This window comes from Pedobacter sp. Leaf170 (assembly GCF_920984665.1).
Classification (GTDB): domain Bacteria; phylum Bacteroidota; class Bacteroidia; order Sphingobacteriales; family Sphingobacteriaceae; genus Pedobacter.
In genome coordinates this window covers 165400-190680 of the sequence record NZ_CAKLBP010000003.1, presented here as the reverse complement: position 1 = coordinate 190680, position 25281 = coordinate 165400, and the positions used below count along the sequence as shown (strand labels likewise).

Here is a 25281-nt window from a genome sequence, read left to right as displayed (position 1 = left end):
TACATTAATTAAACAATATACTATAATAATGCATTTTTAATACTACATTTGCATAAGTATTATATTTATTAAATATGTAATTATTATACTAAGTGAAAGCATACCTAATCTTAGAATCACCACATAGTTATTGGTCAATATTCGTAATTTTTATTTGTTTATTATGGATAATCCATTACTACTCTTTACGTAGAATTTTTAATCAGAGAAAAAAAAATAACCTTATTGATTCTGTAAATGAAAATGCAATTTATACAGAACGTAAGCGTATAAGTTTAGAAATGCATGATGAAATAGGCCCGAATTTGTCTGCCTTAAAATTATATTGTGAACTGGCGCTCAAAAATGGAAACAGTGCTGATGAGATAAAACAAATCTCTCTAATGGTAAATGAGCTGAGCGAAAAAATTGTTGAGGTAACTTGGAATTTAAATCTTGAAGGTGATACACTGGAAAATTTAATAGACTTTATTTACGAACAATCTCGAAAGCTTTTCGCCTATTCGGATATATCTTTAAAAGTTACATTTCCTAAAGTAATTCCAACAGTTCAAATAAATAATCAATCTAAAAGAGACATTTATTTATTAATTAAAGAATTAATACATAATTCGCTTAAGCACTCTAAGGCAAAACAAGTGCTGCTGGCAATTTCTATTTATAAAGGTGCTATTGTTTTTTTAATTAAGGATAATGGGGTAGGTTTTAATCCAAATATTATCAAATCAAACTCTACCGGTTTAAACAATGCAAAAGAGCGTGTAAAACAACTAAAGGCTAGCATTATGCTGGATAATAGTAACGGAACTATGATTACGGTAAAGATTCCTCTGATAAGCCTTTCGAATGAAGAAAATATTATAAATTAAAAAAGGCTTCCAGTTTGCACTGAAAGCCTTTAAAAAGTACCCCGGAAGGGATTCGAACCCCTGACCCACGGTTTAGAAAACCGTTGCTCTATCCAACTGAGCTACCGAGGCCCATTTTTTTGTGTGTGCAAATATAGAAGTTCTTACGAATAAGCAGAAATAATTTTGAATAATTTCTTAACTATCATTTAACCCTTTAATTATTAGTTATTTAATTTTTGCTTTTATTCTGTTTTTTATTCAAGCTTAAGAATTTTATCTTATGGAAGCCATATCCTTAATCTAATCATCATACTTCAATAATCTAAATAAAAATAATTTGATTTATTTAAATTAAAATTTAGATTTGTCTAAAAAAATATTTAGATAAATTGATATGTCTTTTAAATCCCTATTTATTGCATTACTAATTTCTTTTATTCCGAATATAGTCTTAGGGCAAAAATTAACTTTACAAGGTTCAATTCTTTCCAAAAATTTACCCGTTGAGGGCATTACGGTCAAGCTATATCCCGGAACGATAACATCAAAAACAAATTCATCAGGCATATTTAAAATTGGCGAACTCATTGCAGGAAGCTATCAATTAATCTGTTCAGGTATTGGTTATCAGTCCTTAAAATACAAGGTTGACTTAAAATCTGATTCGACAGTGAAAATCGAACTAACTGAAAATACATCAAACTTAAATGATGTGGTGATAACAGGCATGAGCAGGGCAACTGAATTAAGGAAGAGCCCTGTACCGATTGCAGTGCTTTCTAAAAGAAATATGGATCAAAATGTAAATACAAATCTTATTGATGCTATTGTTAAAGGTATTCCCGGCGTTTCGGCAGTTACAACAGGTCCGAATGTTTCAAAGCCTTTTATACGAGGTTTAGGCTATAATCGCGTACTAACATTGTATGATGGTTTGCGCCAAGAAGGTCAACAATGGGGTGATGAGCATGGAATTGAAGTTGATGAATACGGGATATCAAGAGCAGAAGTAGTTAAAGGTCCGGCAAGTTTAACTTATGGTTCTGATGCACTGGCGGGCGTAATAAATATGATTCCAGGCAGTATTGATATTTCAGATAATACTTTAAAAGGCGATGTAACAATAAATTATCAAAGCAATAATGGGATGGTTGGCACATCATTAGGTTTGCTTTATGCAAAAAATGATTGGAAATATGCTTTTAGGGCTACAGGAAAAGCTGCCCATAATTATTATAATAAGGTTGATGGATATGTTTTCGGTACTGCTTTTCAGGAATTTAATCTATCTGCTTCAGCAAGGATTGATAAAAAATGGGGTTATTCAAAAACTGCGGTTACTTATTACGACAACTTAATGGAAATTCCGGATGGTAGCAGAGATTCTTTAACTAGACAGTTTACAAAGCAAATATTCGATTTTGGAGATGATATAAAAAACCGACCGATTGTTGCTGATAATCAATTAAAAAGCTACGTTATAAATCCGCTCCATCAACATATTCAACATTTTAGATTTTACAATACGAGCCAGATAAAATTTGCAAACAGCGATTTAAACTTTTTAATTGGTGGGCAGCAAAGCGTTCGCAGAGAATATAACCATCCAACCTTCCCAAGTCAGGCGGGCTTAAATGTGGTTTTAAATACCTTAAACTATGATATTAAATATAATTTGCCTGACATTAAAGACATGGAAAGTACAATTGGTATTAATGGTATGTTGCAAGGAAACAGGAGTAAAAATGCAACAGATTTCCCTATACCTGATTATGATTTATTTGATATTGGTGCATTTTATTTTGCCAAGAAAAGTTTTGGAAAGGTAGATGTATCTGGAGGCGTAAGATTGGATAGGAGGAACATTAGCTGGAATAATTTTTATGTAGGTACAAATTCTCAAACAGGTTTTGGTGAAAAAGTTGATTCTAATGCGCCAAATGCAACGCTGCAATTTCCTCACTTTAAAAGAAATTATTATGGCCTATCGGGAAGTTTGGGCTTAACTTACAATATTTCAGAAAAATTTTTAATCAAGGCGAACCTTGCAAGGGGTTATCGGGCGCCAAATATTACAGAAATTGGATCTAATGGCTTAGATCCGGGAGCACACATCGTTTATTTAGGTAACCGAACTTTTAAACCAGAATTTAACCTTCAGCAAGATTTAGGCATTATCAGCTATTTTAAAGATGCAGATTTGAATCTTGAAGTTTTTAATAATGATATACAAAATTACATTTATCAATCCAGGTTAACTGATGAAAATGGAAATCCAGTTGTGGTAGTCCCTGGAAATTTAACGTATCAGTATCAACAATCTAAAGCCAGACTTTATGGTGCAGAGTTTAGTGCAAATATTCATCCTTCAAATTTAAAATGGCTAAGTTTTAATAATAGCATTGCTTACGTAGTTGGTTTGAATAAAAATGAAGCTCTTTTAAATCAATATGGCAATGAAGCTAAGTATTTGCCATTTATTCCGCCATTGCAAATTCGATCGGAGATTAAGCTGACTTCAACAACACAGCACATTTTATTTAGCAAACCTTATTTTAAGATAGATGCCGTTATTGCTGCGAATCAGAATAAATTTTATGCTTTAGATGATACCGAAAGTTTTACTGCGGGCTATACCTTAATTAACGCCGGAATTGGCACAGGGATAAAATCAAAGTCTAATAAAACAGTTCTTGATGTTTTCATTCAATGCGATAATATTTTTAACACAGCTTACCAGGCTCATTTAAATCGCTTAAAATATTTTGAATATTACACGGATTCTCCAAATGATAAAAACGGTATTTTTAACATGGGCAGAAATTTTAGTTTTAAAGCCATTATACCTTTTTAATGTAAAGTGGATGATGGATGAGCTGTAACCGAGTTGAGCTGGTTGATGTTTTGCTGGTATTGGGAGATTAAATAGCTAATTACACCTAATTCACTTCTCATTATCCTTCTTACATCATCCCTTATCCATTTTCATTATCTTTACTTTATGGAAGAATCTTTAAGCGAACAGCGACTTAATTTTTTAAGGTCATCAATAGGTGCAGTGATTTCGAATTCGCCATCTAATTATATGAATTGGCTGGCGCCGGTTTTGGTAAAGGCAGAATACGGCATTCTTGTTTGTAAATACACGGTTAGAAAGGAAATGACAAATCCTTTTCAAATTTTGCACGGCGGTGTTACTGCTGGCATAATTGATGATTTAATAGGAGCCACAGTATTTACAATGGGTTTAAATGATCGTTTTACAACCGTAAACAATTACATCGACTATTTTGCACCGGTAAACGAAGGTGAAGAAATTATTGCAGAAACGGCTATCGTAAAAAAGGGAAAAACCATTTTAAATCTTCAATGTGAAGTTTTTTTGCCCTCAAAAAATCGCTTAATTGCTAAAGGTTATTCTAACATGTTAAATATAGGTTAAGCTATTCTTATTGGTTTTGAGAAAATTTATCAATTCCTTTAAATTAACAAAACATTCTCCTTATCTCAATGTTATAAATTAACCAAAAATATAATGAGCCATGTTAGAAAATTATTCAACTCTGCAATTTATTGTTCGAGGCAAGATTTTTAAAGGTTTTTGCATGCGAATACACGACGACTTTCATGAAACTTATGCTGTTGTTTTAGATGGTTACCATTCTTTTTGTGTCTGGCTAGATAATAAAAATGAAAAATGGTGCGCTTCTAAAAATGTAGCTATCGAGGCTGATGCACTCGATGAAATCATTAGTAGAATTTCAATAACACCTCAGGTTTCTTAAAAATCTGATTTTAAAAAAAAAGCTTGAGCGTTATAGAAAACATTCAAGCTTTTTTTTTTGGATTATTATTTCTATCCGAAAAATAGATAAGCCAAAGCTATTGCTGTACATACGCCAACTAAATCTGCCAAAAGCATTGCTCCAATTGCATATCTGGTGTTTTTTATGCTTATTGAGCCAAAATATACCGCAATTACATAAAAGGTTGTATCAGATGCACCTTGAAATATCCCAGATAAACGACTGGCAAAGGAATCTGCTCCATAAGTTTCCATTGTGCTCACCATCATTCCCCGAGCAGCACCGCCACTTAAAGGTCTTATTAAAGCGGTTGGTAAGCCTTCTACAAAACGCGTATCTGCACCTAAATAGGCAAAGAACGTTTTTATTCCTGAAATTACTACCTCAAACGTTCCGCTGGTTCGCAGCATGCTTATTGCAACCAACATCCCAACTAAATAGGGGATGATTTTAATTGCAGTATCAAAACCATTTTTAGCACCATCGATAAAAGCATCAAATACATCAATTTTTTTATACAAAGCACCAAGAATGATTAACAAAAACACTAATAAAATTAATCCATTGCTTAATATGCCAGAGAATGATTTTATACCATTTGCATCTAATGATGTTATATAAAGCACCAGTGCTGCAATTATCGTTGATAAACCCAAAATCCACCCGATTACAACAGGTTGTAGTAAGTTTATTTTTTGTTTGAATGAAACAATTAACATAGCCGCAATGGTGCCAACAAAAGTTACAATTAAGCATGGAATGAATATATCGGTTGGATTTGATGCATTTTGAGATGCACGAATGGCAATTACGCTTACCGGTATTAAACTTAAACCTGCTGCATGCAAACACAAAAACATTATTTGCGAGTTTGATGCTGTATCCTTACTTGGATTCAACTCCTGTAAACTTTCCATTGCTTTTAACCCAAACGGCGTTGCTGCATTATCTAAGCCTAATAAATTAGCTGAAAAATTCATTATCATGTGTCCCATAGAAGGATGACCTTTAGGGATTTCGGGAAATAATTTCGAAAAAAAAGGACCAACTATTCTGGATAACAAGCGAATACCTCCAGCTCTTTCGGCGATGCTCATAAAGCCCATAAATAAGGCTAAAATTCCAACCAGTTTGAAACACAGCTCAACTGAAACCCAGCAAGTTTCTATGATTCCATCCAATTTAAGTGGGTTTGCCTCATCGCTTGCTTTTCCAACTACCATCCAATTGAAAATATCACTTTGCCCAAAGAAGAAGCATTTGACAGCCGCCACAACAATCGCAACAATTATAAATGCCGACCAAATTCTACTTAATGCCATTTGTGTTGTTTAGTTTTTTTTGATAGGTGTAAAATAGATTTTTTTTCTTTAGAAACATAATAAGTCAAAAAGCAATATTGCAAGAAACTTACATCGAGATATTTAAAAATAATGAACAAAAAATCCGTAGTAATAGCAATGCTACCAACTACGGATTTATCTTTATTCTTAGTTTTTAAACTTTACACTTTTAACTTTAAACTCTATACTTTCAACTCTATACTTTTAACTCTATTAAGGCTTATCATCAGTTAATTCAAAGCCCCATGTTTTACCTTTTTCAGTTGCTGGTACTCCGCTAGTCATCCAGGCTGGAGCTTTGGCACCTTTTAAATAGTGATCAAAAAACTGCTGCTCACGAATTTGAATATCTTTACGATTTTGGCGTTGAACCAAATTATGTGCTTCGCCATTATAATTTAACATCCAAACCGGCTTTCCTAAACGACGTAAACCTGTAAACATTTCAATACCCTGATACCAAGGCACAGCTCCATCAGCATCATTTGCCATTACCACAACCGGAGTATTTACTTTAGGAAACATAAATAATGGAGAGTTTTCTGTGTAAAGCTCTGGTTTTTCCCAAAGTGTTGCACCAATACGGCTTTGTGTTTTTTCATACTGGAACTGGCGGTTCATGCCACTTTCCCAACGAATACCACCATAAGCCGAGGTCATATTTACTACAGGTGCGCCTGCCCAAGCTGCTGCATACATATCATTCTGAGTGATTAGATAGGCAACCTGGTAACCGCCCCAGCTTTGTCCCTGAATACCGATTTTATTTCCATCAACCCAAGTATTTTTCTTTAAACTTTCTACTCCAGAATTTATAAATTCTACCGCCGATTGGCCAGGATGACCAGTTGTGTAAGTAATATCCGGAGCAAAAACTAAATATCCATTACTTACGAAGAAAGAAATATTTAATCTGGAAGGTGTAGGGGCCGGAGCCTGGTAACTATACAATCCATCTGATAATTTCTCGTAGAAGTAAACAATCATCGGGTATTTTTTACTCGGGTCGAAGTTTTCTGGCTTGTATAAAATCCCTTCAGACTCAAATCCTTTCGGAGTAGTCCATTTTACCAATTCTGCAGTTCCCCAGTTGTAATTTTGCTGTTGAGGATTTGTATTAGTTAATTTAGTTTCTGTTTTAAAATCGGTTGTAACATATACATTTGGCGATTCAACGTAGTTTCCTTTGTCAAAAATATATACATCAGCATCCTTTGCTTTTAATAAGTTTGAGTATTTGTTTTTACTCATCACAACCAAATCAGGATTTTTTACAGCGCCAACATTTTTGCGATAAAAACCATTTTCTTTAGTAGCATTATTAAAGCCATCTAACCAAACTAATTCATTTGATTTTACAAATTTGGTATCTGCACCACGCTCAAATCTATTATCTTGTTGTGTTTTGTGGTAACGAAGTGTGATTTTATTTTGACGACCAAAGTTATTCGTGATATTTTTAGCCGGAGATTTTCCATCTGGTGAAAATGACCAGATATCGTACTTATCATAAATTAATACAGCTTTATCATCTTCGGTCCAGGTTGCAACGCCATAAGCCCTTGCATTATCGGGTACATCATTATCTTCATCGGCAAATTTAACAGTCATACCAGTATTTAACTGTACAACTTTAGCAGATGCAATATTATACGTAAACCAGTTTGAGGTGTTTTCATCAAAATAGATTACATAATTGCCACCAGGCGAAGCCATAGCATTACCATTTAATTTCTCGATAATTTTTTTGCGTTCGCCGGTTTTTGTATTTACCAGATAGTAATCTTTTGTTGTTGAACCACTCCATTGCGATTCTATTCTTCTACCAAAATCAGTTGAAGCTAAAACGAAATCTGCGTCGCCTTCTTTAACTAAATTTGCATCAGGCAATTTCAAATCTGTTAATGGGATAACCTTCGGATCGCTACTAAAAACATCAATTACAGATAAGAAACTTCTTTTGCCATCTCTATCTGCATTTTTTAACTGCATAGGTTGCAAATAATCGTCTTTATAATTCCATATATCTACTTTTGCAACCTCAAAATCTACAATAGTTGTATCCTTTGCTTTTTTAACTGGTGCAATGCCGAAGAATAATTTTTTGCCATCCTTGCTGAATGAAACACGTCCATCGCCACTAACAGACCATTTGGTTGGCAAGCCTGGCATGTCAAAATCAACAATCGTTTGTGCGGTATCTAAAGATAGGGAGTTATAATAAACGTTGTAATCTTTAATTTCCTGTTTCTCCGGGCTTTGTTCTCCGAGGAATGCTAAATGTTCACTCTCCTCATCGAACGTAAAGCCTTTAAAAGTACCTTTACCTTTTATTAGCGTTTTTAATGTTCCTTTTTCCGTATTTAAAAGAAATACGCCTTGTGGTGCAGTTTTGTCTTTTTTAGAACCCACGCTGGCAAAAGCTAATTGCTTCCCATCTTTACTAAATGTATATTCTGTTACAAATTTGTAAGTCTGCTCTGTTCCGGTTAATAGATTTCTAACGATTAAATCAGTTCCTTCATCTTTTTTTGCTCCGCCTGCAGGTTCATCATCAGCAAAATCAAAAGCTGAATCTTTTTTGGGTACTGTAGCCGAAGCTTTTTTAGTGGTATCTAGTTTATCTAATTGATAGGCTAAAAAACCGCTTCCATTTTCAGGGAATTTGTATGATTTTACCCGGGCAACTTTAGTTACTGCGTTTGTTGTAAGGTTGGCTATCCCTAAGGTGTCTTTAGGCATTGCGTCGGGTTTGGTTTTTTTAATTTTCGCTTGGCGTAAGGCTTTATAAGCTGGTTTAATTAAAAAAGCAGCAAATTTAGAATCGTTACTAAACTGACCTAATGATGCCCTCGGAATGGTTAATTTCGAGTTGCTTTTTAGATTGGTAATGTATAAAGTAGCATCACCTTCTTGCTGTGCAACGCTATACAAAGCTAATTGTCCGTTATTTGATAATTGCTTGGTACCAATAGCCTCCCAGGTATCGTACACTTTATGATCCAGCGGTTTCTTTTGAGCAAAGGTATAGCTGGCAACGAAAAGAAAAAATATCGTTAGTTTTTTTTGCATTTTATGAATGATTAATTTGTTGGTTGAGATTTCAATTCTTAAAAATTGCAAAATTTTGGCTCATTAAGAAAGATGTACGCCAAATATTACAAAAACTATGTCTTTTATAACAAAAAACCCGATTGCAAATCACGCAATCGGGTTTTTTATCAATATTAGGAATACTTATTTTTTTCCTTTTGCCTGAGTTTGTTGCTGCTGACGCATGTAATCATCTAAACGTTGTTGGAATTTAGATTTTTTCTTTTTCTCGTCAGCTGGTCTTGCTTTATTTTGTTGAATTAAAGCGTGAATTTTATCATCATCAACCATTTTACGAATTAAAAACTGCTGACCGAAAGTCATTAAGTTGGCCAAGAAATAATAGTAATTTAATCCCGCTGGGTAACTATTTAAAACACCTAAGAAAATGATTGGCATAATGTAACCAATGTATTTCATCTGGCCGGTAGCACCAGAAACTTGGTTGTTAAAATAAGTCATGATTAGTGTAGAGATGGTCATCAATACACACATTAAACTCAAGTGGTCGCCAATAAACGGTAATTTAACACCGAATCGGATAAATTCATCGTAAGTAGATAAATCTTTCATCCATAGGAAGCTTTCTTGCCTTAACTCAAAAAGGTTAGGGAAGAAAAAGAAGAAAGCCATTACCAGTGGCAATTGTAAAACCATTGGCAAACACCCACCAAGCGGATTTACACCTGCTTTTTTGTAAAGTTTTAAATACTCCTGTTGAACTAGAGTTGGATTGTCTTCGCCAACTTTTTCCTTGATTTCATCCATTTCAGGCTTTAAAACCCTCATTTTAGCCATTGATAAATATGACTTGTATGTTAATGGCGATAAAGCAACTTTTAATAATATGGTTAAAACAAGAATGATTAAACCATAATTCCAGCCAAAGCTGTTTAAGAAATTAAACACCGGTAATACGATAAAACGGTTAATGTATTTCAATGGCCAGTAACCCATATCAACTTGTTGCTCTAAATCGTAACCTTGAGCTTTAAGTTCGGAGAATTTATTGGTGCCGAAATAGAATTCCATTTCGTAAACCTGGTTTGCCTGATGCGCATAAGGCAATTGCATATTAGCACTGTAGTTTTTAACCAAACCAGGTGTTGTTGGAACTTTAACTTCTAATGTACCTTTATCAAAAGCTTGTTTTGAAATTAAAGATGCCGAGAAAAAGTGTTGTTTAAACGAAATCCACTGAATTTTACCTTTGGTAAGTTCTTCTTTTTCATCTTTTGAAACGCTTAAATGATCTACATCACCATCCAAATATTTGTAATAAGGTGCAGAATAACGGTGCTCGCTTTCTAATGATTTTTCTTGCTGTAAAAGCGTTGCATCCCAGTTAAGGTTAATGGTATTGTTAGCAATTACTTGTTGTAAACCAACTAAATTAATATTAAAATTAACTTTATTGCTTGCAGGTTTTAAATCGTAAACAAACTCAACGTAAGCATTTGCACCATAATCAGCATGCATGGTAACTTTATTCCCTGCCTTTGTAGGTGTAAAATATAAATCGTTTGTATTGATGGTTTTACCTGCAGCATTCAAGATTAAGCCAAATTTATTGGCCTCGCCTTGAAATAAAATAGAAGGCTTGCCATCAAAAGTTTTTTGGCCCTTAATTTCTACCGAAGATATTTTACCACCTTTATTACTTAATGTAATTAATAGTTTTTCATTATCTAATACTGTATTTGCTTTTTTGCCATTCAAAGCTGTTCCGAATGGACCTTTTAAAGCTAAAGAATCAACCGCCGGGGTAGATGCTATAGTATTTTTAACAGTATCTTTTGGTGCTACAACAGCTCCGGCTTTTTTAAGAGAATCTTGTTGTTCGGTTTCTTTGGCTTTTTTAAGTTCCGCTTCACTTGGTTTGAAGAAGTAGAATGATCCTGCCAAAATGATCATAATCAGGAATAATCCTGTAAAGGTATTTCTATCCATTATTTGTATTTATGCTGCTGTTAATTTGTTTTTTTCTTAGCATACTCCATTGCAGCGGCCACAAATTTAACAAAAAGTGGGTGAGGATTTGCTACTGTTGATTTTAATTCCGGGTGAAATTGTCCGCCAACAAAGAAAGGGTGATTTTTAAGCTCAACAATCTCTACTAAGTTTGTTTGAGGATTTATTCCAGAAGCAATCATTCCAGCTTCTTCGTATTGTTTTAAATAATCGTTGTTAAACTCAAAACGATGGCGATGGCGCTCGTTAATATGTTGTTTACCGTAAATAGCGTAAGCTTTAGTGCCTTTTTTAATATCGCAAGGGTAAGAGCCTAAGCGCATAGTGCCGCCCATGTTTACAATATTTTTCTGCTCCTCCATCATGTTGATAACCGGATTTACAGCCTCAGCATCAATCTCTGTAGTGTGTGCACCTTTCAAGCCCAAAACGTTGCGGCCGTATTCGATAACTGCACACTGCATGCCAAGGCAAATCCCGAAAAATGGAATATTATGCTCACGAACATATTTTATGGCATCGATTTTTCCTTCAATACCACGACTTCCAAAACCTGGAGCGACTAAAACACCTTGTAAATGCCCTAATTTCTCTTTCACATTATCAGGAAAAATGCTTTCGGAGTGAATATATTCTACCTTTACTTTACATTCATTTTTTGAACCAGCATGTACAAATGATTCAATAATTGATTTATATGCATCAGGTAATTCTACGTATTTACCAATTAAACCTATTTTAACTTCAGCGGTTGGGTTTTTTAAGCGACCGAGGAAATCTTTCCAGCTTTCCATATCCGGATCGTTTTTAGTTGGTAATTTCAGCTTTGCTAAAACAGTTTTATCTAATTGCTCTTTCAACATCAACAAGGGCACATCATAAATTGTAGATGCATCCATCGATTCGACTACTGCATTGATGTTAACGTTACAAAATAAAGCGATTTTTTTTCTTAAATCGGCGCCTAGGTGATGCTCGGTTCTACAAACCAAAATATCTGGTTGAATACCATATTCCAATAAGGCTTTAACAGAGTGTTGTGTAGGTTTTGTTTTTAACTCTCCGGCGGCAGCCAAATAAGGCACTAGAGTTAAGTGAATAACAATCGCATTTGAACTGCCTTCTTCCCATTTAAACTGACGAACAGCTTCTATAAATGGTAAAGATTCTATATCGCCAACAGTACCACCTAATTCTGTTATAACAATATCGTATTCACCGCTGTCGCCAAGAATACGCATGTTACGCTTAATTTCATCAGTAATATGCGGAACAACCTGAACAGTTTTACCTAAATATTCGCCTTTGCGCTCTTTACTAATTACGTTTTGATAAATACGACCAGTTGTGATGTTATTTGCTTGTGAAGTTGGAACGTTAAGAAAACGTTCATAGTGACCAAGATCTAAATCTGTTTCAGCACCATCTTCAGTAACAAAACATTCGCCATGCTCATAAGGATTTAAAGTTCCTGGATCGATATTAATATAAGGATCGAATTTTTGAATGGTTACACGATAACCTCGTGCTTGTAAAAGTTTAGCTAAAGAAGCGGAGATGATGCCCTTACCTAAAGAGGAAGTAACACCGCCCGTAACAAAAATATACTTAGTCATGATTGTGAATTTATGCAACAAAGGCAAAAAATGTTGCTTTTTGTACGGGATACAAAGGTAAGAAAATTACTTGTTTCTGTTTCTTAAAAATGAAGAATATTTAAAAATGATAAAGTAATGTGAAAGAATAAGTTAGAAGAGAAGCATAATGTAGAAGAAAGAATTATATAAATCTTTGCATTGAAAATTTACGGATATAGAGAAATCCAAGTGCGCCAGCGACTAAAAAAAGTAGCGATATGTAATCATCTATTGGGCAGTTGAAAAATTGAATGTTAGATATAACAACTCCACAGGCTGTAAATGGTAAGCCCATAGCATTATTTACTACTGCTGCGCAAGTTCTGGTTGTTGCAGGAACTATGCCAGGAATAAAACATTGAGTTTCGTCTACAGCATTATTAATTTTAAATGAAGTTGGATTAATATAATAAGGTATCGTACCTGAAAATCCAAGACCACAACTAGATGCTGGGTAGTTACCAATACCAATTGTTTGAAAAATGTATTCAGTTCTTACAGTGGTATTATTGTTCAATATTACACACCCGCTGTATGTTCCGGTTGGAGGAGCTGAAAATGACTTATTGATAGAGATAATTCCAAATACGATGATTAAGAGGGCAACATATTTTTCATTAAAAAATTTTTTAGCGAAATATTTTAAATCATTTAAAAAAATGACTGGTTTAAAAATGATGTATGCTTTCATAGCAAGGCGCTTTAATGAAACATAATAATTCGATTACCTAATCTAATTTACTGATAATCAAACACATTTGTGTTATTATATCGCGATTCTATGAATAATTCGTACTCTTTTTTGGAATGCAAATTCTGATTTACTAAGATAATAGTGGTTAATTTATAAAGTGGATTTCGATAGTATTAATCTTTGCCTGAAATACTTTCGAATTATAAAATAACCAGCGGGCCCAATTATTGATAAGATAAAAGGTATGTAGCCATCAATAGGGCAATCAACAATTTGAACATTCATAATTATACCACAGCTACTACCCACATGACAATTTCTGTAGGTATATGGTGGGCTTATTGGTACGATTAAACATCTACTAGAAAATGACACCGGTGTATTGTAAGTGGCGATGGCTGCACTACCAATATTACCAGGATTACATGTACCGCCTGATGCACCCGGAACAGTAGCACCAGTTGGATTGGTATAAATTGTTGTACCGAAAACTCCGGTATTTACAACGATAACACAGGCATTATTATACGTTTGTGCATTTAATTTCAATGCAAAAATTAAAAACAATGCTAAAATATTGTATGATTTCATAGTTGGGATGTTTATGAAATACAATTAATTATTATGTCTACTGAGAACCAGCTATATGAAATGGAGGAACAATCTGCTTTTTAGGAAAACGAAGCGATACTGAAACTGCTTCTTACTCCTAAACGGAATAAAATTGAAGAAATTATAGTTATGTAAATATTTATTATTAGTTGAATGACTTTCTTTTGCTATTGTATCCAGTTAAACCAACTACTGAGAGAATCAGAAATGGAACGTATGTATCTAAGGGGCAAAAAATTGCATTTGAAATAAGTACCCCGCAAAGTTTAGCACCTGAGGATGGTGAAATTACTGTACAATTTCTAGTACCAGTATTTAAAGCAGGAGAATAACAATTATATGTTGTTACACCAAAATTTGTTGGTGTATTATACATAGGTGCATTTCCTGAGACACCAGGTACACCACAATCATTTAACGTTGCTTCTGAACCCGTTGGATTTTGAAAAATATAGCCTACACCAAGTACAGAGTTATTCGTATTTAAAACTACGCACCCGCTGTAAGGTTGGCCCGGAATAGGTTGAGCTAAAGCTTTTGAAGCTGAAAATAAAAATGTAGAAAATAATAACGCGTAAGTAAAAAACCACTTCATAAATAATTATAAAATGGGATTGCGTACTACATCAATAGGGAAAATCTAAAATTTTAGATTGGAGATTATGTCGCGAAAGTACGATAAAAAAATTTAAATTCAATTCAGATACCAAGCTTGAAGCCTTGTTTAATTTGAGGTATTTGCATTATTTCTGAAAAAAGGCAATTAATTTATCTATTCGTCTTTTATTTTCTTGCTGAAGTAGAGATGGATATAAATTCATCAAAATATTAATGATGGTCATTACTAAAGCAAGTAAGTGTTTGCCCTTAAAAAATGTTACAACAGCAAAGATAATTACTGCAAAAAAAGCAATTAAGTGACTCACTTCGGCAATCGTCATTTCTTTGCGAAGGTTATCCAACTCAGAAAGTTTGGGTTGGTTTTTAATACTAAGCTTAGGATTAAAATATTTGAAGAAAGTGTTTTTAACAACCCACTTAATCAATGTAACACCAATCGCTTTATTTATAAATCTACTTTTAATAAAGTTCAAGTTGGATAGGTTGGTTCTATAAAGCTCAGTTTTAACTAAGAAAGCATTAATTATCATCCCAATTATCCAGGATATAAATGTTATAGAAATGCTGTAAGTAAAATATTTAATCACTTTAATTGTATTAACAGCACTTATAATAAACCTTTACTTTTTTTTCTTTATCATCCCAGGCTATGTATAGATTAGTTTCTTTTCCTAATCTGTATTTAAAACCATTTAAGCCCGATTTTTTTAAATCTTCGTAAAGTTCTTTGTCTGGAGCATTGTTATCTGCTTTATCTTCAGGCATTACGGCTGGCTCAAGGAAATTATCTTCTGCAAAAAAATCATTAGCAATTGTTTTCAGATAAATGAGCTGGTCTTTCTCTTTAGATAAATCTATGTTTGGGTCGGTATTATTAACTAAATCTTTGCCCTTTAAATTTTCAGCAAATATTTCTTTGCCGGCAGCACTAACAATAGTAAAATGCAAAACAATGTCAGCAGCTTTTCTGCCGGTTAATTCAATTTTAAAAGTATCCAGCGTATTCAGATTTGAAAATGATTTTGTCAAAACCTGGTTAACGTTTTTAAATTCTAATGAATCTTTCTTCTCTGTTTGACAAGAAGCCAATAAAATAATGCAACATGCAAGTCCGTAAAATAATTTTTTCATAAGCTTAATTAGATACCTGTAAAGTAATAAAATTTTAAAGGATTGTTACGTACAGATTGATTTATACCGTCATTGCGAGGTACGAAGCAATCTTATTAAATGAAAAAGATTGCTTCGTGCCTCGCAATGACGACGATTTCCAAACTTATGCTTATCAAGACTAATTTGACATTAAATGTCTGTAGCCTGAATGATTTTACTCCAACTTTAAAGCCTTTAATAGTTTATTTAACTTTTTAAGGTCTTCTGGCGTATCAATGGCAACAGTTTCCAAATCAGTTACTTTTGTTTGAATATAATAACCGTTTTCTATCCAGCGAAGCTGCTCTAAACTTTCTGCAATTTCTAAAGAAGAAGGCGGAAGTTTGGTAATTTCTTTAAGTGATGCTGTACGGTAGCCGTAAATGCCTATATGTTTGTAAAACTGGTGTTTTTCGGCCCAAACACCGGGTTCGCCATTTCTTATAAACGGAATCGGGCTTCTGCTAAAATACATTGCTCTGCCATTTACATCTATAACTACCTTCGGACTGTTGGGGTTATAGATACTTTCTTGGCTTTCTATGGATTTTATGAGTGTAGCTAATTGTACCTTTTCTTCGGCAAAGCAACTGGCCAGCAAATCAATTTGAGCAGGCTCTATGAAAGGTTCATCTCCTTGAATATTAATTACGATATCAAAATTTGGGAGATGCTCAATTACTTCCGCACATCTATCTGTACCGCTTTGATGGTTTGATGAAGTGAGCACATATTCGCCGCCAAATCTTTTAACTTCTTCAACAATTCTATCATCATCTGTAGCAATAACCACCTTAGATAAGCTTTTTGCTTTTGCAGCCTGCTCATAAACACGCTGAATCATAGTTTTTCCGGCAATTTCAACTAATGGCTTACCAGGAAAACGAGTTGAAGCATATCTTGCGGGTATAATGCCTATTAATTTTGCTGAAGATTCAGGGTTTTTATTGCTCATGTTATGATTTACAGATAGATGTTTTTAGAAATATTTTAATCTTTCGTCATTGCGAGGCACGAAGCAATCTTTAAAAAAAAATGTGCAAATGAAATTGCTTCGTGCCTCACAACAACGTGAAATGAACAAACAGCTTTCTAGATTTTAAAACAATCCATTAATTTCAGCTTCAATAGATTGAATCACAGTGCCTAAATCTTCCGGATTATTGGTGAAATCTAACTTATCCTTGTCTAAAATTAATAATTTACCTAAGTTGTAACCTTTAATCCAGGCTTCGTATTTTTCATTTAGTTTAGAAAGATAATCTATACGAATACCGGCTTCATATTCTCTCCCTCTACGTTGAATATTATTTACCAAAGTTGGCACAGAAGCACGCAAATACACCAACAAATCTGGTGGTTTTATAAACGAAGTAATATTATCAAAAATTGCACGATAGTTATCATGATCGCGAGTGGTCATTAAAGCCATATCGTGTAAATTCTCTGCAAAAATATGTGCATCCTCGTAAATCGTTCTATCCTGAATTACATTACGTTTGTTTACCTCAATATCTGTAATTTGTTGAAAACGACTGTTTAAAAAATATATCTGTAGGTTAAAGCTCCATCTTTTCATGTCGCTGTAAAAATCTTCCAAATACGGATTATTATCTACGGCTTCGTAAAGCGCTTCCCATCCATAATTTTTAGCTAATAAACCCGTCAAAGTAGTTTTTCCGGCACCAATGTTTCCTACAATTGCTATATGCATCTTTTTTCTTTTATAGATTAAGGTTTAGGCTAAGGTTAGTTTTTGCATCTAAACCTTAAAGCTAATTAATTAAAAACTTTTAAATCCGATTAAGTTGCGTACTTCCTTAATGGTTTTTTGAGCACTTTCTCTTGCTTTTAAAGCGCCGTGTTTTGCAACCTGTCTTAAATACAAATCATCTTTAGAAAGTTCTTCAATCCTCTCTCTAATTGGCGAATTAAAAACAATCATATCTTCTGCCAATTGTTTCTTCATATCGCCATAGCGAATTTGCATTTTATTATATAAACCATCAAAATGCTCAATTGTATCAGGTGTCGAAACAATTTTCATCAAATCGAAAAGGTTTTGAATCGCTTCTGGTTTCTCCTGATTCTCTTCGGTTGGTCCGCTATCACTAACAGCTCTGGCTACTTTTTTACGGATAATTTCCGGACTATCAGATAAATAGATGCAGTTGCCATCGCCATCAGATTTACTCATTTTACCTTTACCTTCCAAACCGGGTACTTTAACCAGATTTTCAGCATAATTAAAAGCGAAAGATTCCGGGAAAAAATCGGCGTTATACATTCTGTTAAAACGATTACTGAAGTTTCTGGTCATTTCCAAATGCTGCTCCTGGTCTTTTCCAACAGGCACTTTTGTTGCACGGTGAATTAAAATATCTGCAGCCATTAAAGTAGGGTAGGTTAATAAACCTGCATTAACATTATCTGGATTGGCTCTAATTTTTTCTTTGAATGATGCGCTTCTTTCAAGCTCACCCAAATAGGCATTCATATTCAGATACAAATAAAGTTCAGATACTTCGGGTACATCCGATTGAATATATATCGTTGTTTCTTCCGGATTAATTCCGCAAGCTAAATATTCTACTAATACATGGCGAACATATCCGTTTAAATCGGCAGGGGTTGGGTGAGTGGTTAACGAGTGCAAATCGGCAATAAAAAAATAGCAGTTGTAATCGTACTGCATCTTAACAAAATTGGTTACCGCACCAAAATAATTTCCTAAATGTAGCTTTCCTGTCGGCCTGATGCCGCTCACCACTGTTTCTTTCATAATGGCACGAAATTAAAAATAAAATGCCATCAATCTATAGTCTCAATTCAATTTAAATTTTAAGTTATATTTTTTTTTGAAAAGCAATTGGCCTAACCTTTATTAAAGTTAGCCCCGCAAACCGCTTTACTTCTCCCGATACAAATCGGGATTCGTGCTCGCTTATATTGCCTGCCTGCCTGATGCAAGGGTTTAAAAACTTTGGTTTGTCTATATATCAGTATACAAAAGGCCAAAAGCGAAAAGGTTTAACAAAAAAGATTTATTGTTATGTAATACGCTGTTAATTTATATTTTTGATAATCTATGATAAAATTCTTGAGGCAAATACACCGGGTTTGGTACCTGTTTTGGATTCTTTTTTTCTTTGCCTTATTTTATCCAATCTACTACCTAACATCTAAAAACCCAAAATATTACGGAATATTAAATTTTTGCCGAATGGCAAATAGTTTCCTTTGCAGTATGTTTGCAGGTGTTTTTTTCTCTTATAAATTCGAGCAGCCGCTAACTGATAAACAAACTTATGTTTATTGCGCTAACCATACCTCCAACTTGGATATAATGATTTTTTGCATTTTAGCTAAAGGCCGTTATCATTTTATGGGGAAAGATGAATTGTTAAATAACCCGGTCTTAGGTATATTTTTTAAAACGATTGATATCTCTGTAAATCGCGACAGTAAAATTTCAGCTTTCAGGGCATTTAAAAAAGCTGGCGAAAATTTAGAGATGGGGATGAGCTTAATTATTTTTCCGGAAGGTAAAATTGATGATGAATATCCTCCAAAACTTGGAGAATTTAAGAATGGGCCTTTCCGTTTAGCCATAGAAAAAAATATTCCATTAGTACCCGTAAGCATAACAAATGTTTGGAAAATTAACTGGGATGATGGCGCTAGGTATGGAAGTAAGCCCGGAATTTGCGATATTTACGTCCACAAACCTATAGAAACGCAAACACTAACTGATTTGGATAGCGATGCTTTGAAAGAAAAGGTTTTTAAACTGATAGAAAGTAAATTAGTATAAAATGAATTTAGACGAAAAAACGATACATAAAATTGCCGACCTCGCCCGGATTCATGTAAATGATAAAGAAGTTGAAACCTTAATTCCTGAAATGAACAAAATTTTATCATTTATGGAGAAATTAAACGAGCTTGATACTTCTTCGGTAAAGCCTTTAGTTTACATGAATGAGGCGTCTAATGTTTGGCGTGAAGATGTAATTAAGCAAGAAATTTCGACTGCTGATGGTTTGAAAAACGCAGCAAAACACAGCGATCAATTTTTTATGGTTCCAAAAATTATTGAAAAGTAGATTTTTGGAAATTTTTAATCTCTTGTAACATCTTAACCATTACGCTTGTCTAAAAAATAAAAACTATGTCGCAACCACTCATCACCATTAAAGAAATTGGCCGTAAATACGTTATCGGTTCAGAGGTTATCCACGCTTTAAAATCCGTTAGTTTAGATATTGACAAGGGCGAATTCGTGGCTTTAATGGGGCCTTCTGGTTCAGGTAAATCTACTTTGATGAATATTTTAGGTTGTTTAGATACACCATCAAGCGGAAGCTATATATTAAATGGTACAGATGTAAGCCACATGACGGATGATGCCTTGGCAGAAGTTCGTAACCAGGAAATTGGTTTCGTTTTCCAAACGTTTAACCTTTTGCCACGCTCAACATCATTAGATAACGTGGCTTTGCCATTAATTTACGCTGGCAATAGTAAAAAAGACCGCGATGCAAGAGCTGCCAAGGCTTTAGAAAACGTTGGTCTAGGTAATCGTATGGACCATAAGCCTAATGAACTATCTGGTGGTCAACGCCAACGTGTTGCTGTAGCTAGAGCATTAATAAATGATCCATCAATAATCCTTGCCGATGAGCCAACAGGTAACCTCGATACTAAAACTTCAATCGAAATTATGGGTTTATTGGAAGAAATTCATAGTAAAGGAAATACTATTATTTTAGTAACACATGAGGAAGATATTGCCCAACATGCACACAGAATTGTACGTATGCGTGATGGATTAATTGAAAATGATTACGTAAATACTGATATTAAAAATGTTTCTCCACGTTTACAGGCGCTAAAAGATAGTGGTAGCGATTGGGAGAAAATAAACTAATGAAGTTTTAAGTTGTAGGTTATAAGTTATACGGTTTGGATATACTTAAAACGTATAACTTACAACTTAATACTTTTCAAAATGAAAATCTACACTAAAACAGGAGATAAGGGGCAAACCTCTTTAATTGGCGGTACTCGAGTGCCAAAATATCACCTTCGCATTGATACTTACGGAACTGTTGATGAATTAAACTCGTACATAGGTTTAATAATGTGCCAGGATATTGATGTTAATCATAAACGGCTACTAAAAGAAATTCAGGACAGATTATTTACCATCGGTGCATCTTTAGCAGCAGATCCTGAAAAATCTAAAATGAAAATACCTGATTTGCTTGATAGTGATATTGTATTGCTGGAAAAAGAAATGGATGCGATGAACGAAGTTTTGCCAGAATTAAAGCATTTCGTTTTACCGGGAGGAAATACAGTGGTTTCTTACTGCCATATTGCCCGCTGCGTTTGTAGAAGGGCAGAACGTTTGGCAGTTGAATTAGCAGAGCAGAGCTTTGTAAATGAGCATGTAACCGTTTACTTAAACCGTTTAAGTGATTATTTATTTGTTTTGGCACGAAAACTGAATATGGATTTTGAGGCAGAAGAAAACATTTGGATACCGCGTGTTTAATAGTGGAAAAATAAGTTTGTTTTGCTCGAAAATTTTAATATACTTTGCGCATAATTACGAAACGAGAATTAACTGAATAAAGATATGTATTGGACACTAGAATTAGCTTCCCACTTGGAAGATGCACCATGGCCAGCAACTAAAGATGAATTAATCGACTACGGTATCCGTTCGGGTGCTCCTGTTGAGGTTATTGAAAACTTACAGGCTTTAGAAGACGATGGCGAGCCTTATGAAACGATTGAAGAAATTTGGCCAGATTACCCAACTAAAGAAGATTTCTTCTTTAATGAAGATGAATACTAAATTATAAATCTCCTAAATAACCTTTAGGAGATTTTTTTTGAGCTAATTTATAGCCTTTTAGAATAAATATTTACAATTTCTAAACAAAAGTAAATCTACCGTTGTTACTACTTCAACATTTACGAACTTAAAAAAATTAACACGATGGGAAATTTATTGTATTTAGTCGCAGTGGTATTAGTAATACTATGGGTTATAGGATTTTTATTTCATGGCTTCGGCGATGTAGGTAACATTATCCATGTTTTATTAGTAATAGCAGTTATTGCAATTTTACTTAAAGTTATAGGTAGAGCATCCTAAAAAAGAAATAAAAATGCCCTTTAAATTTTAGAGGGCATTTTTGTTTAAAAACCATTCTGCAATATCTAAATCTATAGGATAGGTTATTTTTATATTATTTCGTTCGCCTTCTACTAAATTAATCTTAGTACCATTTGTTTCAACAACACTTGCATCATCGGTGAAATTATTGCTGAACGGCAAATCATAAGCTTTCTTTAGTATTACAGAATTAAAAACTTGAGGCGTTTGAACCAGAAAAAAATCTTCGCGATTTACCGCTTCAGTTTCTTCTCCATTTTTCTTTCTAATACTATCAATAGGTTTTATCGCTGCAATTGCATTTCCATTCTTTAGGGCATAACGGAAAGTTGTATCAATTAAATTTTTACTGATTACAGGTCGCACGGCATCGTGTATTGAAATTATTGATTCCTCAGAAATGGTATCAATTGCATTTTTTACAGAGTGGAATCTTTCTGCTCCACCAGTAATAACTTCATGCGGTATGTTGAAATTAAATTCTAAGCATAGTCTATTCCAATAAGAATGTTGTTGTTGATTTAATACAACTAGAATTTTGGGCTGTAATTCGCTTAAAGCAAAAGCTTTTACGGTATGCATTAAAACCGGGAGGTTATTAAGCAATAAAAATTGTTTAGGCGTTTCGGTTTGCATCCGGTTCCCGGAACCTCCTGCTACAATTATAGCGTAATATTTCATCTTCAAAAATATCAAGTATTTAGTATAAAGTAAAAGAGCTTGTCTAGGTACTTCATACTAAATACTTGAATCTATTCTAGATAATTAGCATGGCATCGCCGTAGCTATAGAATTTATATTTTTCTTTTACTGCAACTTCGTAGGCATTCATCACATTTTCATAGCCTCCAAAAGCACTAATCATCATTAATAATGTCGATTCTGGAGTATGGAAATTAGTTATCATTGAGTTTGCAATACTGAATTCGTATGGCGGGAAAATAAATTTACTTGTCCAGTCGTTAGCAGCTTTTAGTGTTCTGTTTGCAGAAACAGCAGATTCTATTGCCCGCATTGATGTTGTGCCAACAGCACAGATTTTTCTCTTTTCTTCAAGCGCTTTATTTACCAGGTTAGCATCTTTTTGCTCGATGATAAACTGTTCAGAATCCATTTTATGTTTAGTTAAATCTTCAACTTCAACAGTTCTGAAAGTTCCTAAACCTACGTGTAAAGTTACCTCAGCAAACTCAACGCCTTTAAGCTCAAGGCGTTTCATTAATTCGCGGCTAAAATGTAAACCTGCCGTTGGAGCTGCAACCGCACCTTCATGCTTAGCAAAAATGGTTTGGTAACGTTCCTTATCTTCAGCAGTTGCTTTACGCTTAATGTATTTTGGAAGTGGCGTTTCCCCTAAAATTTCAACATTTCTTCTAAACTCTTCATCAGTTCCTTCAAATAAGAAGCGAATGGTACGACCGCGAGAAGTAGTATTGTCTACAACTTCAGCAACCAATAAATCATCGTCTCCGAAGTATAATTTATTACCAACACGGATTTTACGGGCAGGATCTACTAAAACATCCCATAAACGTAATTCTTTGTTTAATTCTCTTAATAAGAAAACCTCGATAGTAGCACCTGTTTTCTCTTTATTACCATATAAACGAGCAGGAAACACTTTCGTGTTGTTCAAAATCATAACGTCCTTGTCATCGAAATAACCTAAAACGTCTTTAAATATTTTATGTTCAATTTTACCGCTGTCTTTGTGCAATACCATTAAACGTGCTTCATCACGTTCTTCGGATGGATTATGTGCAATTAGCGACTCTGGTAGGTTAAATTTGAATTGTGATAATTTCATTCTTGATGAATTTTTTGAGGTGCAAAAATACGAATTTAATTTTTCTTTTTAGTATTTTAAGCAACCTCATTTGCTTAATTTATGTTTTAATTAATATTTTATTGTATATAGGCATTGATTAACTTAGTTTTTATGAAAATTTTGAATAAAGTATTTATAAGTTTTAAATAGCTGTAACCTTTTATACATCTTTGTGTCTAACCTTTAATTATGATAATCTTCAGGCTAATTGGTGAGAGTTTTCGTTTTGCTTTAGATGCTCTGCGACAAAATAAATTACGTACAATGTTATCGCTGCTGGCAATAACCATTGGTATTTTTGTAATCATTTTTGTGTTTTCAGGGGTTGATACCTTTAGAGCAAAATTGCAGTCTAGCGTAGATAAATTGGGTTCAAATACAATTTATGTACAAAAATGGCCATGGAGTTTTGGCGATAATTATCCTTGGTGGAAGTATGTAAACCGTCCACAACCATCTATTCGTGATTTTCAATCGCTAAAAGAGCGTATGGAAAATGCTGATGGTATTACTTTTGAAATGTCTACAACAAACCGTACCATAAAATATAGAAGCGGCTCAGTAGAAGGGATTTCTGTATCTGCAGTTTCACATGATTTTAATAAAACCTGGAACTTTGAATTACAATCTGGAAGATACTTTACCGATAATGAAAGTAATAATGGTTCACCCGTTTGTTTAATCGGGTCTGAAATTGCCGAAGGTTTATTTGGAAGCGACAATCCGATTGGTAAACAAGTTCAGATTTTAGGTAGAAGAGTAACTGTTATTGGTGTATTTTTAAAAGAAGGTGAAGATATGCTTGGAACCTCATTAGATAAAAATGTAAACATTCCAATAAATTTTGCAAAAGGTATTCTGGATATTCAAAACGATAGGTACGACCCACAAATCACAGTAAGAGGTTCAGAAAATGTATCATTAGAAGAAGTGGAGAGCGAATTGAGAGGGGTGATGCGCTCCATCCACAGAATAAGACCGAATCAGGAAGATGATTTTGCGTTGAATAAAACAACAATTTTATCTAACCAACTTGATAAAATGTTTGATGTTGTAAAGTTAGCGGGTTGGGTTATCGGTGGTTTTTCTATTCTCGTAGGTGGTTTCAGTATCGCTAACATTATGTTTGTTTCGGTAAAGGAAAGAACAAATATTATTGGCATTCAAAAATCTTTAGGCGCAAAGCGATATTTCATTCTCTTACAGTTTATTTTCGAAGCAATTTTACTTTGTATTTTAGGCGGATTGTTAGGTTTGTTGCTGGTTTATTTACTTGCCCTGGCCATTGGTGCAATCACTGATTTTCACATCATATTAGGTTTAAATAATATTGTTCTTGGTATTGGCATATCAGTAATCATAGGAACAATATCAGGTTTTTGGCCAGCCTTTTCAGCATCCAGGTTAGATCCTGTAGAAGCCATAAGAAGTTAAGAATTTTAGGACATAAAAAAAACTCTGCTAATTTTTAGCAGAGTTTTTT

Annotated in this window: 25 protein-coding genes and 1 tRNA gene; 11 read left to right on the top strand and 15 right to left on the bottom strand. The window is 34.0% G+C overall.

The features are described 5' to 3' along the window. Window positions 1-92 precede the first annotated feature (92 nt). Window positions 93-869, top strand: coding sequence for a sensor histidine kinase (locus tag LUA90_RS09565; protein WP_231490781.1), 777 nt, complete (start codon window positions 93-95; stop codon window positions 867-869). A 37-nt stretch (window positions 870-906) separates the two neighbouring features. Here the strand turns inward: LUA90_RS09565 and LUA90_RS09560 are convergent. Next, window positions 907-980: transfer RNA gene (locus LUA90_RS09560), tRNA-Arg, on the bottom strand. 265 nt (window positions 981-1245) lie between these two features. Here LUA90_RS09560 and LUA90_RS09555 point away from each other — a divergent pair. The 3 genes from LUA90_RS09555 (at window position 1246) to LUA90_RS09545 (ending at window position 4636) form a co-directional block, all read left to right on the top strand. Next, on the top strand, window positions 1246-3705 hold the full coding sequence (locus tag LUA90_RS09555) for a TonB-dependent receptor domain-containing protein (RefSeq protein ID WP_231490780.1): 2460 nt from the start codon (window positions 1246-1248) through the stop codon (window positions 3703-3705). A gap of 147 nt (window positions 3706-3852) precedes the next feature. Continuing rightward, the gene (locus LUA90_RS09550; RefSeq protein WP_231490779.1) at window positions 3853-4293 is read left to right on the top strand and encodes a PaaI family thioesterase; all 441 of its coding nucleotides are present in this window, start codon (window positions 3853-3855) and stop codon (window positions 4291-4293) included. Between the two features lie 163 nt (window positions 4294-4456). Next, window positions 4457-4636 carry a hypothetical protein gene (locus LUA90_RS09545; RefSeq protein ID WP_231459385.1) on the top strand — a complete coding sequence of 60 codons (180 nt, stop codon included), beginning with the start codon at window positions 4457-4459 and terminating at the stop codon, window positions 4634-4636. A gap of 71 nt (window positions 4637-4707) precedes the next feature. On the opposite strand, the gene LUA90_RS09540 is transcribed toward LUA90_RS09545, so the two are convergent. The 12 genes from LUA90_RS09540 to trpS all read right to left on the bottom strand — a co-directional run bounded on the left by LUA90_RS09540 (window position 4708) and on the right by trpS (window position 18562). Continuing rightward, window positions 4708-5979, bottom strand: a complete 1272-nt coding sequence (locus tag LUA90_RS09540) for a nucleoside recognition domain-containing protein (protein ID WP_231490778.1) — start codon at window positions 5977-5979, stop codon at window positions 4708-4710. Window positions 5980-6213: 234 nt separating this feature from the next. Further along, window positions 6214-9072: a prolyl oligopeptidase family serine peptidase gene (locus LUA90_RS09535; RefSeq protein ID WP_231490777.1), complete on the bottom strand. Its 2859-nt coding sequence runs from the start codon at window positions 9070-9072 to the stop codon at window positions 6214-6216. A gap of 165 nt (window positions 9073-9237) precedes the next feature. Further along, on the bottom strand, window positions 9238-11043 hold the full coding sequence (gene yidC, locus LUA90_RS09530) for a membrane protein insertase YidC (RefSeq protein WP_231490776.1): 1806 nt from the start codon (window positions 11041-11043) through the stop codon (window positions 9238-9240). Between the two features lie 20 nt (window positions 11044-11063). Continuing rightward, window positions 11064-12680: a CTP synthase gene (locus LUA90_RS09525; protein WP_255717640.1), complete on the bottom strand. Its 1617-nt coding sequence runs from the start codon at window positions 12678-12680 to the stop codon at window positions 11064-11066. A gap of 163 nt (window positions 12681-12843) precedes the next feature. Further along, entirely contained in the window at window positions 12844-13392 is a 549-nt protein-coding gene (locus LUA90_RS09520; RefSeq protein WP_231490775.1) for a hypothetical protein, read from the bottom strand. A gap of 153 nt (window positions 13393-13545) precedes the next feature. Then, window positions 13546-13986, bottom strand: a complete 441-nt coding sequence (locus LUA90_RS09515) for a hypothetical protein (RefSeq protein ID WP_231490774.1) — start codon at window positions 13984-13986, stop codon at window positions 13546-13548. A gap of 166 nt (window positions 13987-14152) precedes the next feature. After that, the gene (locus LUA90_RS09510; RefSeq protein WP_231490773.1) at window positions 14153-14602 is read right to left on the bottom strand and encodes a hypothetical protein; all 450 of its coding nucleotides are present in this window, start codon (window positions 14600-14602) and stop codon (window positions 14153-14155) included. A gap of 148 nt (window positions 14603-14750) precedes the next feature. Further along, window positions 14751-15215: a hypothetical protein gene (locus LUA90_RS09505; RefSeq protein ID WP_231490772.1), complete on the bottom strand. Its 465-nt coding sequence runs from the start codon at window positions 15213-15215 to the stop codon at window positions 14751-14753. 10 nt (window positions 15216-15225) lie between these two features. Next, window positions 15226-15759, bottom strand: a complete 534-nt coding sequence (locus tag LUA90_RS09500) for a hypothetical protein (RefSeq protein ID WP_231490771.1) — start codon at window positions 15757-15759, stop codon at window positions 15226-15228. A 196-nt stretch (window positions 15760-15955) separates the two neighbouring features. Beyond that, window positions 15956-16735, bottom strand: a complete 780-nt coding sequence (kdsB, locus tag LUA90_RS09495) for a 3-deoxy-manno-octulosonate cytidylyltransferase (RefSeq protein WP_231490770.1) — start codon at window positions 16733-16735, stop codon at window positions 15956-15958. Between the two features lie 144 nt (window positions 16736-16879). Then, window positions 16880-17494: a deoxynucleoside kinase gene (locus tag LUA90_RS09490; protein WP_025144984.1), complete on the bottom strand. Its 615-nt coding sequence runs from the start codon at window positions 17492-17494 to the stop codon at window positions 16880-16882. Window positions 17495-17563: 69 nt separating this feature from the next. Continuing rightward, window positions 17564-18562: a tryptophan--tRNA ligase gene (trpS, locus tag LUA90_RS09485; RefSeq protein ID WP_231459397.1), complete on the bottom strand. Its 999-nt coding sequence runs from the start codon at window positions 18560-18562 to the stop codon at window positions 17564-17566. Between the two features lie 441 nt (window positions 18563-19003). On the opposite strand from trpS, the gene LUA90_RS09480 reads away from it, so the two are divergent. From LUA90_RS09480 to LUA90_RS09455, 6 genes are all read left to right on the top strand, one after another. After that, window positions 19004-19594, top strand: coding sequence for a lysophospholipid acyltransferase family protein (locus LUA90_RS09480; protein WP_370635315.1), 591 nt, complete (start codon window positions 19004-19006; stop codon window positions 19592-19594). A gap of 1 nt (window position 19595) precedes the next feature. Continuing rightward, the gene (gene gatC / locus LUA90_RS09475) at window positions 19596-19886 is read left to right on the top strand and encodes an Asp-tRNA(Asn)/Glu-tRNA(Gln) amidotransferase subunit GatC (protein ID WP_231490768.1); all 291 of its coding nucleotides are present in this window, start codon (window positions 19596-19598) and stop codon (window positions 19884-19886) included. 65 nt (window positions 19887-19951) lie between these two features. Further along, the gene (locus tag LUA90_RS09470; RefSeq protein WP_231490767.1) at window positions 19952-20710 is read left to right on the top strand and encodes an ABC transporter ATP-binding protein; all 759 of its coding nucleotides are present in this window, start codon (window positions 19952-19954) and stop codon (window positions 20708-20710) included. Between the two features lie 81 nt (window positions 20711-20791). Further along, window positions 20792-21340, top strand: a complete 549-nt coding sequence (locus LUA90_RS09465) for a cob(I)yrinic acid a,c-diamide adenosyltransferase (RefSeq protein WP_231490766.1) — start codon at window positions 20792-20794, stop codon at window positions 21338-21340. Between the two features lie 84 nt (window positions 21341-21424). Then, the gene (locus LUA90_RS09460) at window positions 21425-21646 is read left to right on the top strand and encodes a DUF2795 domain-containing protein (RefSeq protein ID WP_010603503.1); all 222 of its coding nucleotides are present in this window, start codon (window positions 21425-21427) and stop codon (window positions 21644-21646) included. A gap of 144 nt (window positions 21647-21790) precedes the next feature. After that, the gene (locus LUA90_RS09455) at window positions 21791-21949 is read left to right on the top strand and encodes a lmo0937 family membrane protein (RefSeq protein WP_231459404.1); all 159 of its coding nucleotides are present in this window, start codon (window positions 21791-21793) and stop codon (window positions 21947-21949) included. A 27-nt stretch (window positions 21950-21976) separates the two neighbouring features. Here LUA90_RS09455 and LUA90_RS09450 read toward each other — a convergent pair whose 3' ends face one another. Next, window positions 21977-22651, bottom strand: coding sequence for a 2-C-methyl-D-erythritol 4-phosphate cytidylyltransferase (locus LUA90_RS09450; protein WP_231490765.1), 675 nt, complete (start codon window positions 22649-22651; stop codon window positions 21977-21979). A gap of 76 nt (window positions 22652-22727) precedes the next feature. Continuing rightward, window positions 22728-23777 (bottom strand): tRNA preQ1(34) S-adenosylmethionine ribosyltransferase-isomerase QueA, encoded by a 1050-nt coding sequence (queA, locus tag LUA90_RS09445; protein ID WP_231459406.1) that lies wholly within the window; start codon window positions 23775-23777, stop codon window positions 22728-22730. Window positions 23778-23987: 210 nt separating this feature from the next. On the opposite strand from queA, the gene LUA90_RS09440 reads away from it, so the two are divergent. Further along, a complete protein-coding gene (locus LUA90_RS09440; RefSeq protein WP_231459407.1) occupies window positions 23988-25232 on the top strand; it encodes an ABC transporter permease in 1245 nt (414 codons plus the stop codon). Window positions 25233-25281 lie beyond the last annotated feature (49 nt).

Excerpts from the sequence above, each read along its gene's own strand:
- LUA90_RS09555 (WP_231490780.1), top strand. The coding sequence starts at position 1,246 with ATGTCTTTTAAATCCCTATTTATTGCATTACTAATTTCTTTTATTCCG.
- LUA90_RS09550 (WP_231490779.1), top strand. The coding sequence starts at position 3,853 with ATGGAAGAATCTTTAAGCGAACAGCGACTTAATTTTTTAAGGTCATCA.
- LUA90_RS09545 (WP_231459385.1), top strand. The coding sequence starts at position 4,457 with ATGCGAATACACGACGACTTTCATGAAACTTATGCTGTTGTTTTAGAT.
- LUA90_RS09540 (WP_231490778.1), bottom strand. The coding sequence starts at position 5,979 with ATGGCATTAAGTAGAATTTGGTCGGCATTTATAATTGTTGCGATTGTT.
- LUA90_RS09535 (WP_231490777.1), bottom strand. The coding sequence starts at position 9,072 with ATGCAAAAAAAACTAACGATATTTTTTCTTTTCGTTGCCAGCTATACC.
- yidC (WP_231490776.1), bottom strand. The coding sequence starts at position 11,043 with ATGGATAGAAATACCTTTACAGGATTATTCCTGATTATGATCATTTTG.
- LUA90_RS09525 (WP_255717640.1), bottom strand. The coding sequence starts at position 12,680 with ATGACTAAGTATATTTTTGTTACGGGCGGTGTTACTTCCTCTTTAGGT.
- LUA90_RS09520 (WP_231490775.1), bottom strand. The coding sequence starts at position 13,392 with ATGAAAGCATACATCATTTTTAAACCAGTCATTTTTTTAAATGATTTA.
- LUA90_RS09515 (WP_231490774.1), bottom strand. The coding sequence starts at position 13,986 with ATGAAATCATACAATATTTTAGCATTGTTTTTAATTTTTGCATTGAAA.
- LUA90_RS09510 (WP_231490773.1), bottom strand. The coding sequence starts at position 14,602 with ATGAAGTGGTTTTTTACTTACGCGTTATTATTTTCTACATTTTTATTT.
- LUA90_RS09500 (WP_231490771.1), bottom strand. The coding sequence starts at position 15,759 with ATGAAAAAATTATTTTACGGACTTGCATGTTGCATTATTTTATTGGCT.
- kdsB (WP_231490770.1), bottom strand. The coding sequence starts at position 16,735 with ATGAGCAATAAAAACCCTGAATCTTCAGCAAAATTAATAGGCATTATA.
- LUA90_RS09490 (WP_025144984.1), bottom strand. The coding sequence starts at position 17,494 with ATGCATATAGCAATTGTAGGAAACATTGGTGCCGGAAAAACTACTTTG.
- trpS (WP_231459397.1), bottom strand. The coding sequence starts at position 18,562 with ATGAAAGAAACAGTGGTGAGCGGCATCAGGCCGACAGGAAAGCTACAT.
- LUA90_RS09480 (WP_370635315.1), top strand. The coding sequence starts at position 19,004 with ATGGCAAATAGTTTCCTTTGCAGTATGTTTGCAGGTGTTTTTTTCTCT.
- gatC (WP_231490768.1), top strand. The coding sequence starts at position 19,596 with ATGAATTTAGACGAAAAAACGATACATAAAATTGCCGACCTCGCCCGG.
- LUA90_RS09470 (WP_231490767.1), top strand. The coding sequence starts at position 19,952 with ATGTCGCAACCACTCATCACCATTAAAGAAATTGGCCGTAAATACGTT.
- LUA90_RS09465 (WP_231490766.1), top strand. The coding sequence starts at position 20,792 with ATGAAAATCTACACTAAAACAGGAGATAAGGGGCAAACCTCTTTAATT.
- LUA90_RS09460 (WP_010603503.1), top strand. The coding sequence starts at position 21,425 with ATGTATTGGACACTAGAATTAGCTTCCCACTTGGAAGATGCACCATGG.
- LUA90_RS09455 (WP_231459404.1), top strand. The coding sequence starts at position 21,791 with ATGGGAAATTTATTGTATTTAGTCGCAGTGGTATTAGTAATACTATGG.
- LUA90_RS09450 (WP_231490765.1), bottom strand. The coding sequence starts at position 22,651 with ATGAAATATTACGCTATAATTGTAGCAGGAGGTTCCGGGAACCGGATG.
- queA (WP_231459406.1), bottom strand. The coding sequence starts at position 23,777 with ATGAAATTATCACAATTCAAATTTAACCTACCAGAGTCGCTAATTGCA.
- LUA90_RS09440 (WP_231459407.1), top strand. The coding sequence starts at position 23,988 with ATGATAATCTTCAGGCTAATTGGTGAGAGTTTTCGTTTTGCTTTAGAT.